Annotated in this window: 11 protein-coding genes; 7 read left to right on the top strand and 4 right to left on the bottom strand. The window is 70.3% G+C overall.

From position 1 onward, the window contains the following. Nucleotides 1–315: 315 nt before the first annotated feature. The 6 genes from AQJ27_RS40605 to AQJ27_RS40580 all read left to right on the top strand — a co-directional run bounded on the left by AQJ27_RS40605 (nucleotide 316) and on the right by AQJ27_RS40580 (nucleotide 7,760). Nucleotides 316–1,995 carry a PucR family transcriptional regulator gene (locus AQJ27_RS40605; RefSeq protein ID WP_067380569.1) on the top strand — a complete coding sequence of 560 codons (1,680 nt, stop codon included), beginning with the start codon at nucleotides 316–318 and terminating at the stop codon, nucleotides 1,993–1,995. Between the two features lie 196 nt (nucleotides 1,996–2,191). Beyond that, complete coding sequence (locus AQJ27_RS40600; RefSeq protein WP_067380567.1) at nucleotides 2,192–3,433, top strand: branched-chain amino acid ABC transporter substrate-binding protein; 1,242 nt, start codon at nucleotides 2,192–2,194, stop codon at nucleotides 3,431–3,433. A gap of 157 nt (nucleotides 3,434–3,590) precedes the next feature. Further along, the gene (locus tag AQJ27_RS40595) at nucleotides 3,591–4,496 is read left to right on the top strand and encodes a branched-chain amino acid ABC transporter permease (RefSeq protein ID WP_067380773.1); all 906 of its coding nucleotides are present in this window, start codon (nucleotides 3,591–3,593) and stop codon (nucleotides 4,494–4,496) included. A 5-nt stretch (nucleotides 4,497–4,501) separates the two neighbouring features. Then, nucleotides 4,502–6,181, top strand: coding sequence for a branched-chain amino acid ABC transporter permease (locus AQJ27_RS40590; protein ID WP_067380770.1), 1,680 nt, complete (start codon nucleotides 4,502–4,504; stop codon nucleotides 6,179–6,181). Then, on the top strand, nucleotides 6,178–7,047 hold the full coding sequence (locus tag AQJ27_RS40585; protein WP_067380563.1) for an ABC transporter ATP-binding protein: 870 nt from the start codon (nucleotides 6,178–6,180) through the stop codon (nucleotides 7,045–7,047). Before AQJ27_RS40590 ends, AQJ27_RS40585 begins: the two co-directional genes overlap by 4 nt. After that, the gene (locus AQJ27_RS40580) at nucleotides 7,044–7,760 is read left to right on the top strand and encodes an ABC transporter ATP-binding protein (protein ID WP_067380560.1); all 717 of its coding nucleotides are present in this window, start codon (nucleotides 7,044–7,046) and stop codon (nucleotides 7,758–7,760) included. The genes AQJ27_RS40585 and AQJ27_RS40580 overlap by 4 nt, the downstream gene beginning before the upstream one ends. A gap of 105 nt (nucleotides 7,761–7,865) precedes the next feature. Here AQJ27_RS40580 and AQJ27_RS40575 read toward each other — a convergent pair whose 3' ends face one another. Together AQJ27_RS40575 and AQJ27_RS40570 are read right to left on the bottom strand one after the other, a co-directional pair. Then, on the bottom strand, nucleotides 7,866–10,133 hold the full coding sequence (locus AQJ27_RS40575) for an MMPL family transporter (RefSeq protein ID WP_067380557.1): 2,268 nt from the start codon (nucleotides 10,131–10,133) through the stop codon (nucleotides 7,866–7,868). A 138-nt stretch (nucleotides 10,134–10,271) separates the two neighbouring features. Then, nucleotides 10,272–10,976 carry an LmeA family phospholipid-binding protein gene (locus tag AQJ27_RS40570; RefSeq protein WP_067380554.1) on the bottom strand — a complete coding sequence of 235 codons (705 nt, stop codon included), beginning with the start codon at nucleotides 10,974–10,976 and terminating at the stop codon, nucleotides 10,272–10,274. A gap of 102 nt (nucleotides 10,977–11,078) precedes the next feature. Here AQJ27_RS40570 and AQJ27_RS40565 point away from each other — a divergent pair, with 102 nt between their 5' ends. Beyond that, nucleotides 11,079–11,744, top strand: a complete 666-nt coding sequence (locus tag AQJ27_RS40565; protein WP_067380551.1) for a TetR family transcriptional regulator — start codon at nucleotides 11,079–11,081, stop codon at nucleotides 11,742–11,744. A gap of 32 nt (nucleotides 11,745–11,776) precedes the next feature. Here AQJ27_RS40565 and AQJ27_RS40560 read toward each other — a convergent pair whose 3' ends face one another. Together AQJ27_RS40560 and AQJ27_RS40555 are read right to left on the bottom strand one after the other, a co-directional pair. Continuing rightward, nucleotides 11,777–12,550 carry a hypothetical protein gene (locus tag AQJ27_RS40560; RefSeq protein WP_067380548.1) on the bottom strand — a complete coding sequence of 258 codons (774 nt, stop codon included), beginning with the start codon at nucleotides 12,548–12,550 and terminating at the stop codon, nucleotides 11,777–11,779. A 299-nt stretch (nucleotides 12,551–12,849) separates the two neighbouring features. Further along, nucleotides 12,850–14,550, bottom strand: coding sequence for a helix-turn-helix domain-containing protein (locus AQJ27_RS40555; protein ID WP_067380545.1), 1,701 nt, complete (start codon nucleotides 14,548–14,550; stop codon nucleotides 12,850–12,852). Nucleotides 14,551–14,975: the final 425 nt, after the last annotated feature.

The raw sequence follows: 14,975 nt of genomic DNA, 5'->3' as shown, positions 1-14,975 counted from the left end.
GAGCGCGGACCGCAGGCATCCCGCGTGGGGATGTCGACACCGGCCATCACCGAGACGTCCGTGCAGTCGGTGAAGGTGCCGGACGCCTGCGCGGCGGCGAACCGGGGAAACGCCTGCGGCGGGATGGCGAGCACGACAAGGTCGCCGGGTTCGAGCCGGAAGGGCCTGTCGGAACATTGAGCCACAGTGAGACGTCGTGTGGCTTTGCCCGGCGGGACAGTTCCAGGGGACCGTTGTTGTTCCGGCGGACAACTCCGCTGGTCGGAGGGGGAAGTTAGCGTGCGGCGGTCCCGTCCGGCTTCCTCGGAGAGCCTCATGTACACGCCCCCGGATCCCTCCGTGCCCGCTGTCGTCCAGCTGCAGCATGTCGTAACGACCCTCTCCGGTCCTCTGGTGGATCTCCTCGTCGCGCCGCTGGGTACCGAGCGTCCGCTGACGTCGGTGGTGATCGCGGAGCCCGATGACGAGCTTCGCTCCCACGACGAGGCGCTGGTGCTCGTCATCGGAGCGCGGGGCCGGGCCGCGCTGGGGGCGGTGATGGCGGCCGGACGGTGCGGTGCGACGGCCGTCGCCGTGCGGACGGGCGCGGACCCCGCTGACGTGGAGGCACTGCGCCGGGCCGCGTCCGAGTGCGGGGTGGCACTGCTGGGGGTGAGTGACGGGGCCCGTTGGGAGCAGGTCGAGGCGGTGGCCCGGACGGTCGTGGACACGGTGCACCAGGCACCGGATCTCGCCGGGCAGTACGCCGACAACGATCTGTTCTCGCTCGCGCAGACCCTGGCTTCGCTCACCGGCGGCATCGTGAGCGTCGAGGACACCGCCAACCGCGTGCTGGCCTACTCCCGCTCCGGCGACCGGGTCGACGAGGTGCGTCGGCTGTCGATCCTGGGCCAGGCCTGTCCCGAGGGATATCTGGCGGTGCTGCGCGAGGCAGGTGTGTATGCGCGACTGCGCGCCGGCGAGGAGGTCCTGGAGGTCGCCGAGCGTCCGGAGCTCGGCGCACGCCGCCGGGTGGTGGCCGGCGTCACCGCGGGCAGCAGGCTGCTGGGCACCATCTGGGTCCAGGAGGGACCGGCGCCGCTGGCGGAGCGGACCGGTGAGCTGCTGAAGGGTGCGGCCCGGCTCGCCACGCTGCTGCTCATCCGGCACCCCGGAGGACCCGGACGGCACAGCGTGCTGCGTGAGGAACTGGCCGCCGGGCTCCTGGAGGGGCGGCTGCCGCCCGGTTCGCTGGCGGGACAACTCGGCGTCATGCCGGACTGCGCGGCGACCGTGATCGGCATCGACCTGCGTGAACGGGACGACATGGACGGTCCGTCACTGGAACTGGGCCGGGCGCGCACCACCGAGATCGTCTCCGTGCACGCCGCGGCGTACCGGCGCACCGCGGTCGCCGCCCCGCTCGACGGGCGGCTCTACGTGCTCGTCCCGGAGTCGGGCACGGGCCCCGACCAGGCCGCGAACACCTCCCAAGCCGACTCTGTCGCGGAGTCGACCCTGCTCACGTGGACCGCCGAGCTCGTGGCCACCCTCCGGCGCCACCTGGGCACTCCCGTCCAGGCCGCCATCGCCCCGCCCGTACGAACGCTCACGGAGGCCCCGGCGGCCAGGCTTTCGGCAGACCGCATCCTGCGCGTCATGGAGCGGGAACCGAGCCGGCCGGTGGCGACGTACGCACAGGTGCGCGCCGCCGTCGTCCTGGGCCAGGTGCTCGACCTCCTCGCCGACCACCCGGCCATTCAAGACCCCGCGGTACGAATCCTGGCCGACCACGACCGCAGGCACGGCACGGACCTGTGCGGGTCGCTTCTGCAGTACCTCGATGCCTTCGGCGAGGTGAAGGAGGTGGCGGAGAGGCTCCACATCCACCCCAACACCCTTCGCCACCGCATCCGGCGGGCCGTGCAGCTCAGCGGACTCGATCTGCACGACCCCGACCAACGGCTCGTGGCCATGCTGGAGCTGCGCAAGATCCGTGGGCAGGACCGCGGGTGAGCGCGGCATGTGACAGCCGTGCTACCGGCGTTGTCCCGGCGGACAACAACAGACCCTCGACATCTGCCTGGGGAACAGAGGTAACAGGGTCGCCGCACGCCTAGCGTTCAGCCACCGCGCACAGCAGTTCCCGGCCAGGGAACGCCGAGGGGCCATGCCCCGGCGCGGTTCTGCGGAACTTTCTGGGGAGGCATCCATGCACCACACTCGTCTGCTGAAATTCGGTGTCCCGCTGTTGGCCGGGGCACTGACGCTGACCGCGTGCGGCAGCCGCGACGAGGGCGACGACACCGGCTCGTCCGCGAGCACGGGCACGACGATCACCATCGGCTTCGACGCCCCGCTGTCGAAGGATCTGGCCGCCGTCGGCCTGGGCATGAAGAACTCCGCCGAGTTGGCCGTGAAGAAGGCCAACGCCGACAAGGTGGTGCCGGGCGTCACGTTCAAGCTGGCCTCCAAGGACGACCAGGCGACCCCGAACATCGGCCAGCAGAACGCCGCCGCGTTCGTCGCCGACAACAGCGTCGTCGGCGTCGTCGGTGCGTACAACTCCTCGGTGTCCGCAGCGATGCAGTCCACCTTGCACGACGCGACGATGGTGCAGGTGTCGGGCGCCAACACCGCCGCGACCCTCACCCAGGGCGCCGACTACAAGACGGCGCCGAAGCGGCAGTACGACAACTACTTCCGCACCATCAGCACCGACGCCGTGGCCGCTCCCGTGATGGCCGAGTACTTCTACAAGGACCTCAAGGTCAAGAAGATCGCCACGGTGGACGACAAGAAGACCTACGGCACCGGCATCGTCGAGAACTTCACCGACGCGTACAAGAAGCTGGGCGGCAAGGTCACCATCCACCAGTCCATCAACCCGGACGAGGCCGACTACGCGGCCGTCGTCAACAGCGTGAAGTCCTCGGGCGCCCAGGGTGTGTTCTACGGTGGTGAGTACCCGCAGGCCGGACCGTTGAAGAAGCAGCTCGTCGCGGCCGGGTTCGACGGTCCGATGGGCGGCGGCGACGCCGTCAAGGACGACCAGCTCATCCCGCTGGCCGGCGCCAAGGCCGCGAACGGCGTGTGCGCACACTCGGACGGCGCCCCGATCGACTCCCTCGACTCCGCGAAGTCGTTCGTCGCCGACTACAAGGCGGCCGGTTACTCCGAGGGGTACGGCGTCTTCGGCGCGTACGTCTACGACGCGACGACCGCGCTGATCAAGGCGGTCGGCGCCGCGGTCGACGCCAACGGCGGCAAGGCGGGCGACCTCACGCAGCTGCGGCCGAAGGTCGTCGCGGCCATGCAGCAGGTCGCGTTCGACGGCGCCACCGGCGAGGTCGGCTTCGACGAGTACGGCGACAGCGTGAACCAGGTCATCAGCGTCAACTGCGTGAAGAACGGCGCCTGGAAGAACGGCGTCAAGATCGTGACCGTCAAGTAGCCGTAACCCACGCGGGCGCTCCGCCGCCGAACGCCCGGCCAACGGAGCGCCCGCACCCCCGCACCCTCTGCTTTCGCACGTTTTCGCACGTTAGGTACCCCGGGTGACCTTCACGGACTTCCTGCAACTTCTCACCGACGGCCTGGTCCTCGGTTCCATGTACGGCCTGATAGCCGTCGGCTACACGATGGTCTACGGCATCCTCCAGATCATCAACTTCGCCCATGGCGAGATCTTCATGCTGGGCGGCTTCGGCGCCCTGTTCGCCTACGCCTGGGTGCCCGCCCTGCACGAGATCTCCCTGTGGGCCGCGCTGCCGGTCATGCTGGTCGTCGGCGTCCTGGTCTCGGTCACCGCCGCGGTGGCCGCCGAACGCTTCACCTACCGCCCGCTGCGCAACGCTCCGCGGCTGGCGCCGCTGATCACCGCGATCGGCCTGTCGCTCTTCCTTCAGCAGGTCGTCTTCAACTTCTTCACGCTGCCCGGCGAGTCGATGGGCATCACCGCCCCCGTCCCCTTCCCCCAACTCGACGGCGGGCCCCTGCGTCTGGGCGGCGTGACCGTCTCGTACGCCGCGATCCTCACGCTCGTCGTCGCGGCGGGCGCGATGACCGGACTCACGTACTTCGTGGGCCGCACCCGCACCGGGCGGGCCATGCAGGCCACCGCCCAGGATCCGAAGACCGCCCGCCTCATGGGCATCGACACGGACCGTGTCATCGTCGTCGCCTTCGCCGTCGGCGCGGTCCTGGCGGCGGTCGCCTGCCTCACCCAGGGGCTCAGGCTCGGGAGCATCTCGTACAACATGGGGTTCATCGCGGGCCTGAAGGGCTTCACGGCCGCCGTGCTGGGCGGCATCGGCAACATCCGGGGCGCCATGCTCGGCGGGGTCGTCCTCGGTGTCGCCGAATCCCTGGCCTCGGGGCTGCTGCCGCATCTGCCGTCGCTGCAGATGTTCGGCGGATCCGTGTGGAAGGACGTGTGGGCCTTCGTGATCCTCATCGTCGTCCTGCTGATCAGACCACAGGGCCTGCTGGGCGAACGCATCGCGGACAGGGCGTGACCGACATGACGATCAAGATGAGTTCCCGTGTCGCGCAGGCCCTCACCGCCACGGGTGCGGCGCTGACGCTCGCCTCCCCGTTCCTCGCCTGGACATGGACCGCCGCCTACCCCGGCAATCTCACGCTCAACGGCTACCCGGGGGGAAGCCAGGTCGTCACGCTGGTCACCGGACTGCTCGCCACGATGTTCGCAGCCGCCGCCTTCGGGGTTCCGGGTGTGCGCCGGCTGGCGCCCGCGGGAGCCGTACGCGCACTGCGGGCCGCCTCGCTCGCGGCGCTGACCACCACCTGGGTCACCGTCGCGGCGATCGCCATCACCCTGGGCGGCGCCGTCAACGTCGAGCCGGGCGGCTGGCTCGCCGCCGTCGCCGTACTGCTCCTCGCGACCGGGGCGCACGCGCTGGCCGACGACACGGCCGAGTCGCCGCCGAAGGGCGTGCGGCTGCCCTGGGCGGTCGAAGTCGCCCTGATCACCGTGGTGTTCCTGGCCGCCATGTTCGTGCTGACGTACGGCATCACCACGGACTCGGCCGAGGACTTCCTGGCCTTCCTGCCCGCCGCGGGGTTCGGTGCCCGCGCGCTGTCCGTCGCGGGGGTCACGCGACGGATCAGTGAGATCAACGCCCGCCATCGGGTCGCGGTCGCGGCGCTGGCCTCGGCGCTGGTCTTCCCCTTCACCCAGACCGGCGACCAGTACACGGCGATCGCCGACAACATCCTCGTCTTCGCGGCGGTCGCGCTCGGCCTCAACATCGTCGTCGGCCTGGTGGGACTGCTGGACCTCGGCTATGTCGCGTTCCTCGGCACGGGTGCGTACTCGGCGGCGCTCGTCTCCGGCTCGACGTTCTCCACGTTCCACATCGCGCCCTGGCCGTTCTGGGCCACCGCCCTGCTCGGGATGGGAGTCTCACTCCTCGCGGGCCTGATCATCGGCGCGCCCACCCTGCGGCTGCACGGTGACTACCTCGCCATCGTCACCCTCGGCTTCGGCGAGATCTTCCGCATCACCGTCAACAACCTCGACGGCACCTCGGGACCCTCGCTGACCAACGGCCCCAACGGAATCAACGCCATACCCGACATCGAGCTGTTCGGCTTCGACTTCGGCGCACCGCACACCATCCTCGGTGTCTCCTTCGGCAGGTTCGCCAACTACTACCTGCTGCTGCTCGCGGTGATCGCCGTCATCGTCTTCGTGTACGCGCGGGCGGGCGACTCCCGGGTCGGACGGGCCTGGATCGCGCTGCGCGAGGACGAGAAGGCCGCCACCGCCATGGGCATCGAGGGCTTCCGGTTCAAGCTCCTCGCCTTCGGGCTCGGTGCCTCCCTCGCGGGACTGGCGGGCACGGTCATGGCGCACCTGCAGACCAACGCCGTTCCCGACAACTACAAGTTCGCCGACACCGCACCACCCAACTCGGCGTTCCTGCTGGCCGCGGTGGTCCTCGGCGGCATGGGCACCATCTCCGGGCCACTCGTCGGGGCGGCACTCCTGTACCTGATCCCGGCGAAGTTCGAGTTCTTCAACAGGTACCAGATGATGCTGTTCGGCCTCGCGCTGATCGTGATGATGCGGTTCCGCCCCGAGGGTCTGGTGCCCGACCGCAAGCACCAACTCGAGTTCCACGACGAGCAGGTCTCCGGCGCCGAGGCGCGCCAGGTGGCCGCGGAGGCCACCGTATGAGCACCCCACCCGTCCTCGAAGCCCCCGGCACGGGCACCTCGCCGCTGCTCGAGGCCCGCCGTGTGACCATGCGGTTCGGCGGCCTGACCGCCGTCGACGGCGTGGACCTGACGGTGGGCCGGGGCCAGATCGTCGGCCTGATCGGTCCCAACGGCGCGGGCAAGACCACCTTCTTCAACTGCCTGACCGGTCTGTACGTCCCCACGGACGGTGAAGTCCGCTTCGACGGCGCGGCGTTGCCGCCGAGACCCGCCAAGGTGACGCGGGCCGGAGTCGCCCGCACCTTCCAGAACATCCGCCTCTTCGCCAACATGACCGTGCTGGAGAACGTGATCGTGGGCCGCCACACCCGCACCACGGCCGGCCTCCTCTCCGCGATCGGACGCGGCCCGCGCTACCGCCGTGAGGAGCGCGAATCCCATTCCAGGGCCGGGGAGTTGCTGGAGTTCGTCGGTCTGGGCGGGCAAGGGAACCAGCTCGCCCGCAACCTCTCGTACGGGGCCCAGCGCCGTCTGGAGATCGCCCGCGCGCTGGCCAGCGAACCGAAGCTGCTGCTGCTCGACGAGCCGACGGCCGGCATGAACCCCCAGGAGACCAGGGAGACCGAGGAGCTGGTCCACGCTGTCCGTGACCAGGGCATCGCCGTCCTCGTCATCGAGCACGACATGCGGTTCATCATGAACCTCTGCGACCGGGTCGCCGTCCTGGTCCAGGGCTCCAAGCTCATCGAGGGCGCGCCCGGGGACGTACAGGCGGACGAGCGGGTCGTGGAGGCCTACCTCGGCGCGCCGGACGATGAGCCACCACCCCTGGACGAGGGCGACGAAGCCGCGACCCGTGACCCGAATCAGGAGAGGACCGCATGACCGCGCTGCTGGAGGTCGAGGACCTGCGGGTCGCCTACGGAAAGGTGGAGGCGGTCAAGGGCATCTCCTTCTCCGTGGAGGAGGGGCAGGCCGTCACGCTCATCGGCACCAACGGCGCCGGCAAGACGACCACGCTGCACACGCTCAGCGGCCTGCTGACGCCTTCGGGCGGCCGGGTGCGTTTCGCCGGGCAGGACCTCGCGGGCGTGCCGGCGCACAAGGTCGTGGCCCTCGGCCTGGCGCACTCCCCGGAAGGCCGGCACATCTTCCCCCGGCTGACCGTCGAGGAGAACCTGCTGCTCGGCGCGTTTCTGCGCAAGGACGCCGACGGCATCGCGGACGACACGGAGCGGGCGTACACGCTCTTCCCGCGGCTGCGCGAACGGCGCATCCAGCCGGCCGGAACCCTCTCCGGCGGCGAGCAGCAGATGCTGGCCATGGCGCGAGCCCTGATGTGCCGTCCCCGGCTGCTGATGCTGGACGAGCCGTCCATGGGCCTCTCGCCGATCATGATGAAGAAGATCATGGCGACCGTGGCCGAGCTGAAGGCGACCGGCACCACCATCCTCCTCGTCGAGCAGAACGCGCGCGCCGCGCTCTCCCTCGCCGACCAGGCGTATGTGATGGAGACCGGCCGGGTGGTCCTGTCGGGCAGCGGCGAACGGCTGCTGCACGACGACAGTGTGCGTAAGGCGTATCTGGGCGAGGAGTGACGGACCGGGCAGCGCCCGGGCACACAAGTATCTCGGGCTGCTGCCGCCGTTGTGGGCGGCAGCAGCCCGAGATACTTGGTCTGTTCTACGGATGGACCGGAACCGCTACCGGATGCCCGACTGCGGATACGGGATGTCGGCCGCCCCCACCTGCGTGCCGGGCGCGTCGGTGTCCGGCCCGGCACCCTCCGCCGCCGTAGCCGCCCGGCTGAGTCGCTCGCCCTCGATGTCGACGTCCGGCAACAGCCGGTCGAGCCACCTCGGCAGCCACCAGGCGGCCCGGCCGACCAGCGCGAGGACAGCCGGGACCAGCGTCATGCGGACCACGACCGCGTCGACGAGCACGCCGAAGGCCAGCGCGAAGGCGATCGGCTTGAGCATCGAACTGCCACCGGGCACGAAGCTCGCGAAGACGCCGAACATGATGAGCGCCGCGGCGGTCACCACGCGCGAGGCGTGCCGGGACCCGGACAGGATCGCCTCCCGGGGGCCCGCCCCATGGACGTACGCCTCCCGCATCCGACTCACGAGGAACATCTCGTAGTCCATCGCGAGGCCGAAGAGCACGGCCATCACCAGGACCGGCAGGATGCTGACGACCGGTCCGGTCTCCTCCACCCCCAGCAGGCCGGCCAGCCAGCCCCACTGGAAGACGGCGACGACCGCGCCGAACGTGGCCGCCACGGAGAGCAGGAATCCGAGGCTCGCCTTGAGCGGGACGACCAGGGAACGGAAGACCAGCAGCAGGAGCAGCAGGGACAGGCCGACCACGACCAGTGCGAAGGGGAGGAGGGAGTCGGCGAGGCGGGCGGAGACGTCGATGCCGACGGCCGTGGTGCCGGTCACCGAGAGCTCGGCGCCGGTCTTCTCCTGCCAGTCGGGGGCCTCGTCCCGGATGTGCTCCGCGAGGTCCTTGGTCTTCTCGTCGTCGGGTCCGGTCTGCGGCACGACCTGGAGGACGGCGTCTCCGTCCTTGGTGAGCTGGGGCCTGCCGACCGTGGCGACGCCCGGTGTCTCCTTGAGGTCCTTGCTGAGGGCGGCCGTGGCCTGCTGCGGGTCCTTGGCCCGGGAGGTGTCGGCGAGGATCATCAGCGGGCCGTTGAAGCCGGGCCCGAAGGAGTCCGAGATGATGTCGTACGCCTTGCGCTGGCCACTGGCCGCGGGGGCGGATCCGTTGTCGGGCAGGGCGAGTTGGAGGTCCCGCGCGGGTGCGGCGAGGGCGAGCAGGCCGACGAGCACGGCGACCAGGGTGACCAGCGGGCGGCGGATCGCGAGAGCGCCCCACCGCTCTCCGAAGGCGCGCTTGGCACTGTGGCCGGTGCCGTGGGCCGCCCGCTCGCGGCGGTCGGCGCGGGAGCCCGCCTTCGGGCGCAGCCGCTCGCCGGCGAAGCCCATCAGGGCGGGGAGCATCGTGAGCGCGACGGCGACGGCGATCAGTACGGCGGCTGCTCCGGCCAGGCCCATGACGGTGAGGAAGGGAATGCGTACGACGGCCAGTCCGGCGAGCGCGATGACGACGGTCAGTCCGGCGAAGACGACCGCGCTGCCGGCGGTCGCGGTGGCGGTCGCCGCCGACTCCTCGGTGGCCATGCCGGTGGCGAGCTGGGAGCGGTGGCGGGAGAGGATGAACAGGGCGTAGTCGATACCGACCGCGAGCCCGAGCATCGAGGCGAGCGAGGGCGCGGTGCTGGAGACGGTGAACACGCCGGTCAGCGCCTGGAGTCCGAGCAGGGTGGTGGCGACCCCGGTCACGGCGGTCAGCAGGGGCATGCCCGCGGCGAAGAGCGATCCGAAGGTGATGGCCAGCACGCAGAGGGCCACCACCAGGCCCAGCAGTTCCTTGGAGTGGCCGCCCTCGCTGCGGGCGCCGCTGCCGTAGGCGGATCCGCCGACCTCCACGGTGAGACCGGCGTCCTTGGCCGCCTGTGTGGTCTTCTCCAGGGCGGGCAGGCTGGTGTCCGCCAGGTCGGCCTTGCCGACCTGGTACCGCACCTGGCCGAGCGCGGTCGTGTGCTCGGGCGAGATCGTCCTGCTCTGTATGGGGTCGGTGACCGCGGCGACCTGGGGTGCCTTGTCGGCCTTCGCCATCGTGGCGCTGATCACGGACGCGTACCGCGGCTCGGTTGTCTCGTGCCCCTTCGGCGCGACGAACACGATCTGCGCGCTGGTTCCGGCCGCGGAGGGCAGTGACGCCTTCAGGGTGTCCATGGCCTGCTGGGATTCCGAGCCCGGGATGGTGAACTCGTCGTCGGTCTGGCCGCCGAAGGCGACCAGACAGGCGATCACGGCGGCCAGCACCGCCAGCCATGCGGCCAGCACGGAACGTCGGTGCCGGAAGGCGCCTCGGCCGAGCCGGTAGAGCAGGGAAGCCATGAGTCGTGCTCCTTGAGGGGGGTGACGAAGTGCGAGCGGCACGTCCGGGGATCAGGACCGGAGAGGCGGGTCGGACCGCGTGGGGGCGCCGGTGGGTCAGACGTCGAAGGTCGCGGGCCGCCGGGGGACGCCGGTGGGTCAGACGTCGAGGGTGGCGGGGCCGCCGCGGAGGGACAGGCTCAGGCCGTTGTCGGTGACGGTGAGCCGCTGCGGCTTCAACTCCAGTGGCAGGTCGGCCAGTTCAACGGTGCGCCGGGCCTTTTCGGTGAGCTTTTCCGACAGGGCCTCGGGCAGGGGGTTGCCGTTGAACGTGGGCTGCTCGGGAGTGATCTCGATCGACATGCCGTGCAGAGAGGGCTTCAGGGGAATGGCGACCGCGCCTCCCGGACCGGCGTGGACGATCAGACGTCCGCTCGCGGGGTCGGCCGCCATCGTGCCGTTCATCTGCCGCAGCTGGTCGCCGGCGAGGGACTCGGTGCCGATTCCGACGTCCACGGTGGTCGACCGCACCGTGACCGCGCCGGCGCCGGGGCGCACGTCGCGGAGCCGGGCATCGATGTCGAGATCGTGAAACTGGTTCACGGACGCCCCGGCGGCCTCCAGCTCGACCTCGGGATAGACGCCCTGGGCCAGCTGCCACAGCGCCGGTGTGCTGCCCAGGCCGACGTCGGGGGTCTTCCCCAGCCGGTGCTCGGCCGCGGTGGCGAACCGGTCGGCCACCCGGCCGCGCACCGTCAGCTCGGCCGTGCCCACGGCGCCGGCCAGGGCGAGGACGGTGACCGCGGCGACCGCGGTGCGGGGCCGCGACCGGGCGCGGCGCAGTAGACCGCGAAAAAGTGTCATGACTGACACGATACACAAAGTGTCAGGACTGACAGTTTTTGGGGAACGCGATAGACATGAACGCGACAGAACGGTGCCTGCGGTGCGTGACAGGATGAGGCCGTGAACGAGCAGGGCATGCGCGCCGAATCCGTCAACGTGGAAAGCGGACCCGAGGAGGGGCGGAGGGCCCGGAAGAAGGCCGCCACCCGCCAGGCACTGCAGCAGGCGGCCGCCCGCATGTTCGCGGAGCACGGCTACCAGGAGACGGCGGTCAAGGACATCGCCGCGGCGGCCGGGGTCACCGAGCGCACCTTTTTCCGCTACTTCCCCTCGAAGGAAGACCTGATCTTCGCCGAGATCCTCGACCTGGTGCCCTTGTTGAAGAGGGAGATCCCCCGGCGGCCCTCGGCAGAGCCCCCGCTCTCCGCCGTCCTGAACGGCCTGCTCACAGCCGCCGCCGAGCTCGACTCGGGACTGGCCATCCTCTTCGTCGGCGCACCGCCCCGCTCCCTGTCGGGCAACGCGCCGCGCACCCACGTGCTGACCTCCTTCGAGGACGGCATCGCCGACGCGCTCAAGACGCGCTTCGCGCAGCAGGCGCCCGACGAGCCGTCCCACAAGCGCGCACTGCGCGCCTCGGTATTGGCCCGCGCGGCGGTCGCCGCCGTCCGCAGCGCCCTGATCGCCTACTCCTCCGACAGCACCGGGGACGCGGACCATCGCTCCGTCGACGACTTCACCGCGCTGCTGAAGGAGGCGTTCGAGGTCCTGCGGGGCGCCGCGTAGGGCGGCATCCGAGTGCGACCGTCAGCGCTTGGTCAGCCGTTCGGGTAAGCCTCGGCTATCTGCTTGGCGTGCAGCACAGTCCACTGAGCCAACATGTCGTGTACGAGGTAGAGGTCGCGGCGGCGGGTCCAGGCCTGACCCGACTCGGTGTCGTACGTGTGCGGCATGGCGAAGCCGCGGGGAGCGTACGCCTTCATGCCGCGGTCGCGGGTGGTCTGGACGCAGCGCTTGTGGTGGTCGCGGAAGCCGATGACGCAGGCGGTGCCGACACCGCCCGGGACCTTCTTGCGGGCCTCCAGAACCTGGGCGGCGACCCCGTCGGTGCTCAGATAGGTGATCGTCCCGTCCGGCGCGATCACCGGCTCGATCGAAGTGACGTCGGACATCCCGTACTTCGAGTCGAGGAAGCGGGCTATCTCCCACTGGGCGTAGACGGGGACATCCCGCCGGGCTCGGACCTTGGCGACCGTGTCCGCGAGTTGCTCGTTCACCGGGCCCGGTTCGTAGCGGACCTTGGTCGGGTCGCCGCCACCGACCGGGGGACGGTTGCCGAAGGCGTACGCCACGACGAAGTCGCACTCCGCCGACGGCGCCGTCTCCGGATGCCAGTCAAAGCCCACGTCGTAGACAAGGGGGACCAGGGCTTCGGCCGTGTCCTTGTCGTCAAGTTCCGAGGCCAGTACGGCACGCATGTGGCGGAGCAGACCGGTGGCGGACCGGTCGGCCGCACTCGCAGGGGTCGCGCTCAGCAACGCGGGGGCGGCCACGCCCGCGGTCAGGGCGGCGGCGAAATCGCGTCGCTTCATGAAGTGTTGGGCCCTTCTTGGATCACTCGACAAGGGGTTCGTGCTTCACGGGTGCGCCTCATGTCCGTCGATGCCGGCCGTCCTGAAGGCGGTCAACGGGGCGACGGCGTGCGCAAAGACGGAAGACGGCACCGGCGAAGAAACGATCTTCAAGTCATGGATGCTTCGGGCCTGAGTGAACTGCGCGATGTACGGGACGTGGCCTGTCGGCGTGGATCAGCCGTCGCGCGAGGGACCCATGGCGCGGCTGAGCTGACCGCCTGAGGGGAAGGCGATCGAGCCGGTGTTCTCGTGACCCGTCAGGAGGCGGGGAACGGATCGGTTCTCAGCCCCGGGGAGACTCGGCCGAGACGGAGCTGGAGCATCGCGACCAGCCGGTGTTCCGGGTCGTCCAGGTCCAGGCCGGTCATTGCCGCGGCCCTGCGCACCCGGTAACGCAGGGTGTTGGGATGGATGTTCAGGGTCTTCGCCGCCTCGGAGACGTCGCCGAAGGCGTCGAGGTAGCGCAACAGCGACTCGGCCAGCTGGGTTCCCTGCTCCGCGTCCCGCGCGACCAGTTCCTGCAGCGCGCGGTCGCGGATCTCCTCGTGTTCCTCCAGAAGCCGCAACAGGTCGCGCACCATCAGGGAAGCGGCCAGCTCGCGGTGGGTGCCGACCGCGCGCTCCGGAGTGCGGGCCATGATCTGCAGAGCGTGGTGCCCTCGCAGTTTGACAGCGGGGATGTCCTCCAGACACGCGGCCGTGCCGGCGACAACGGCCTGCACCGGAGTATTCGTGTGCCGGTGCAGCGCCGACACGACCTCGGTGGCCCACCGTACGAGCGGTGCGTCGTCGGAATCGGGGGCGTCGACCCGGTGCCCCGCACAGACGGCGGCCGGCTCCGGCAGCATGGCGTAGATCTGCCCGCATGCCTGTGCTACGAGCGCGTTCTTCCGTCCCGCGGCCGCGTGTACGGCGATGATCTCGGCAGCCTCGGCGCGCCGCGCCTCCTGCCAGGAAGTGTCGCCGCCTTCCTCGCCGTTCGGTCGCTCGCGCAGATCGAAGGCGACAACGGCGGCAGCGGCGGAAGGTTCGATCCCGAAGTGGGCAGCGAGGGCCGCGGAATTGAAGCGCCCGGTCAGCAGACTGTGGGCGAGGTCGGAGCGGGAGAGCAGCCGGGCTGTCGAGTCGCCCTCGTAGTAGTGGTCGATCAGTTGCGGTGCGGCGAGCCGTGCGGCGCCGCGCAGCGTCTGCTCGGTGTTCTGCGCGAGAGGGCGGTTGCCCTCCTGTACCCAGATCGTTCCGAGTGGGCGCCCGCCCGCGCTGATGCCGATCACCAGCCGACGCCTCAGGCCCATGTCCGGCCGCGCCTCTACCTCGACCGTCTCGCCGCCCGAACGGGCGCGCCGGTACACGCCCCATTCCCGCAGCAGCGCCAGGTAGGGCTCCGGGCACTGACGGCCGAGTATGGACTGCCGGCGCAGCTCATCGGCCTCGTCGCCCGGTCCGGCGTAGGCGAGAACTCGGTATCCGTTGTCCTCGATGCTGACCACGCCGTGGCTGAGGGTCGCCAAGGTCTGGGCGAGAGAGAACAGGTCACCGCGCATGGCCGGCTGCGGGTCTCCGGGTCCGCCTTGACGTATCCGCCGCGCTTCGGTCTCCACCTGCTCCCACCGGGTGCCGCTCGGTATGCCGAGCACGGCGACACCCGATGCCTCGCCGGCGATCCGCAAGAGCTCGGGGACGGCGCTCTCACCGTCCTTGAGCCGGACTGCCACGGCACTCGCTCCCGTCTTCCCGGCGGAGGTTACGGCGTTCACGGCGGCGGCATCACGCGCGCCGACGGCCAGGACCAGCGCGCGGGGAACGGCCGCGGGCGTCTCTCCCGGCTCCGCGATGATCACGTCGCTGACGTCGGCGTCCTCCCTGGTACCCCAGACCACGGCAGCGCCGAGCGCCGTCGCAAGAGCACGGAGGGGTACGACAGGGGCGTTCTCATCGCCGCCGCCCAGTAGATCCATGGCGCATGGTAAGCACGGGCGTCAGGCACTCGGCCATCGCTTCGATCACACCGGAGCATCCGACTCGCACCCAAGACGCCACGCGTCCGCCACGGTTGCCATCCGGCTGCCCCTTTCGCGGCAATCGTGGATGCAGAAGCTCCCGCTGGAACGTCACGAGGTCCTCTGCGCCCCGCTCTCCACTGAATTCGGCGGCTAGAAGCCACAGCCGAACACTCAGCGTGCCTACGGCGACGCCACGGATGGACTGGCCTCCCATCGCAGGTCAGCGCCACCAGGCGCTGCTCTGAGGAGGTGCGGCCTCGATCGCAGACGCCGACGGAGCATCTGAGGTGGAACACCAAAACGGGCGACCTCCGACGGCGGAGAGAGGGGATGTCTCCATGCGCGACGTCACATGTGTGCGGGTCATGGTGTGTCAGCCG

This window comes from Streptomyces olivochromogenes (assembly GCF_001514115.1).
GTDB lineage: Bacteria > Actinomycetota > Actinomycetes > Streptomycetales > Streptomycetaceae > Streptomyces > Streptomyces olivochromogenes.
The sequence above is the reverse complement of the archived record's forward strand: the minus strand, read 5'-3'. Positions and strand labels throughout refer to the sequence as shown.

Bases quoted from the DNA above. Each gene is read 5' to 3' on its own strand.
- AQJ27_RS40570 (WP_067380554.1), bottom strand. From the start codon at position 10,976: ATGACACTTTTTCGCGGTCTACTGCGCCGCGCCCGGTCGCGGCCCCGC.
- AQJ27_RS40595 (WP_067380773.1), top strand. From the start codon at position 3,591: ATGTACGGCCTGATAGCCGTCGGCTACACGATGGTCTACGGCATCCTC.
- AQJ27_RS40560 (WP_067380548.1), bottom strand. From the start codon at position 12,550: ATGAAGCGACGCGATTTCGCCGCCGCCCTGACCGCGGGCGTGGCCGCC.
- AQJ27_RS40590 (WP_067380770.1), top strand. From the start codon at position 4,502: ATGACGATCAAGATGAGTTCCCGTGTCGCGCAGGCCCTCACCGCCACG.
- AQJ27_RS40580 (WP_067380560.1), top strand. From the start codon at position 7,044: ATGACCGCGCTGCTGGAGGTCGAGGACCTGCGGGTCGCCTACGGAAAG.
- AQJ27_RS40600 (WP_067380567.1), top strand. From the start codon at position 2,192: ATGCACCACACTCGTCTGCTGAAATTCGGTGTCCCGCTGTTGGCCGGG.
- AQJ27_RS40605 (WP_067380569.1), top strand. From the start codon at position 316: ATGTACACGCCCCCGGATCCCTCCGTGCCCGCTGTCGTCCAGCTGCAG.
- AQJ27_RS40575 (WP_067380557.1), bottom strand. From the start codon at position 10,133: ATGGCTTCCCTGCTCTACCGGCTCGGCCGAGGCGCCTTCCGGCACCGA.
- AQJ27_RS40585 (WP_067380563.1), top strand. From the start codon at position 6,178: ATGAGCACCCCACCCGTCCTCGAAGCCCCCGGCACGGGCACCTCGCCG.
- AQJ27_RS40555 (WP_067380545.1), bottom strand. From the start codon at position 14,550: ATGGATCTACTGGGCGGCGGCGATGAGAACGCCCCTGTCGTACCCCTC.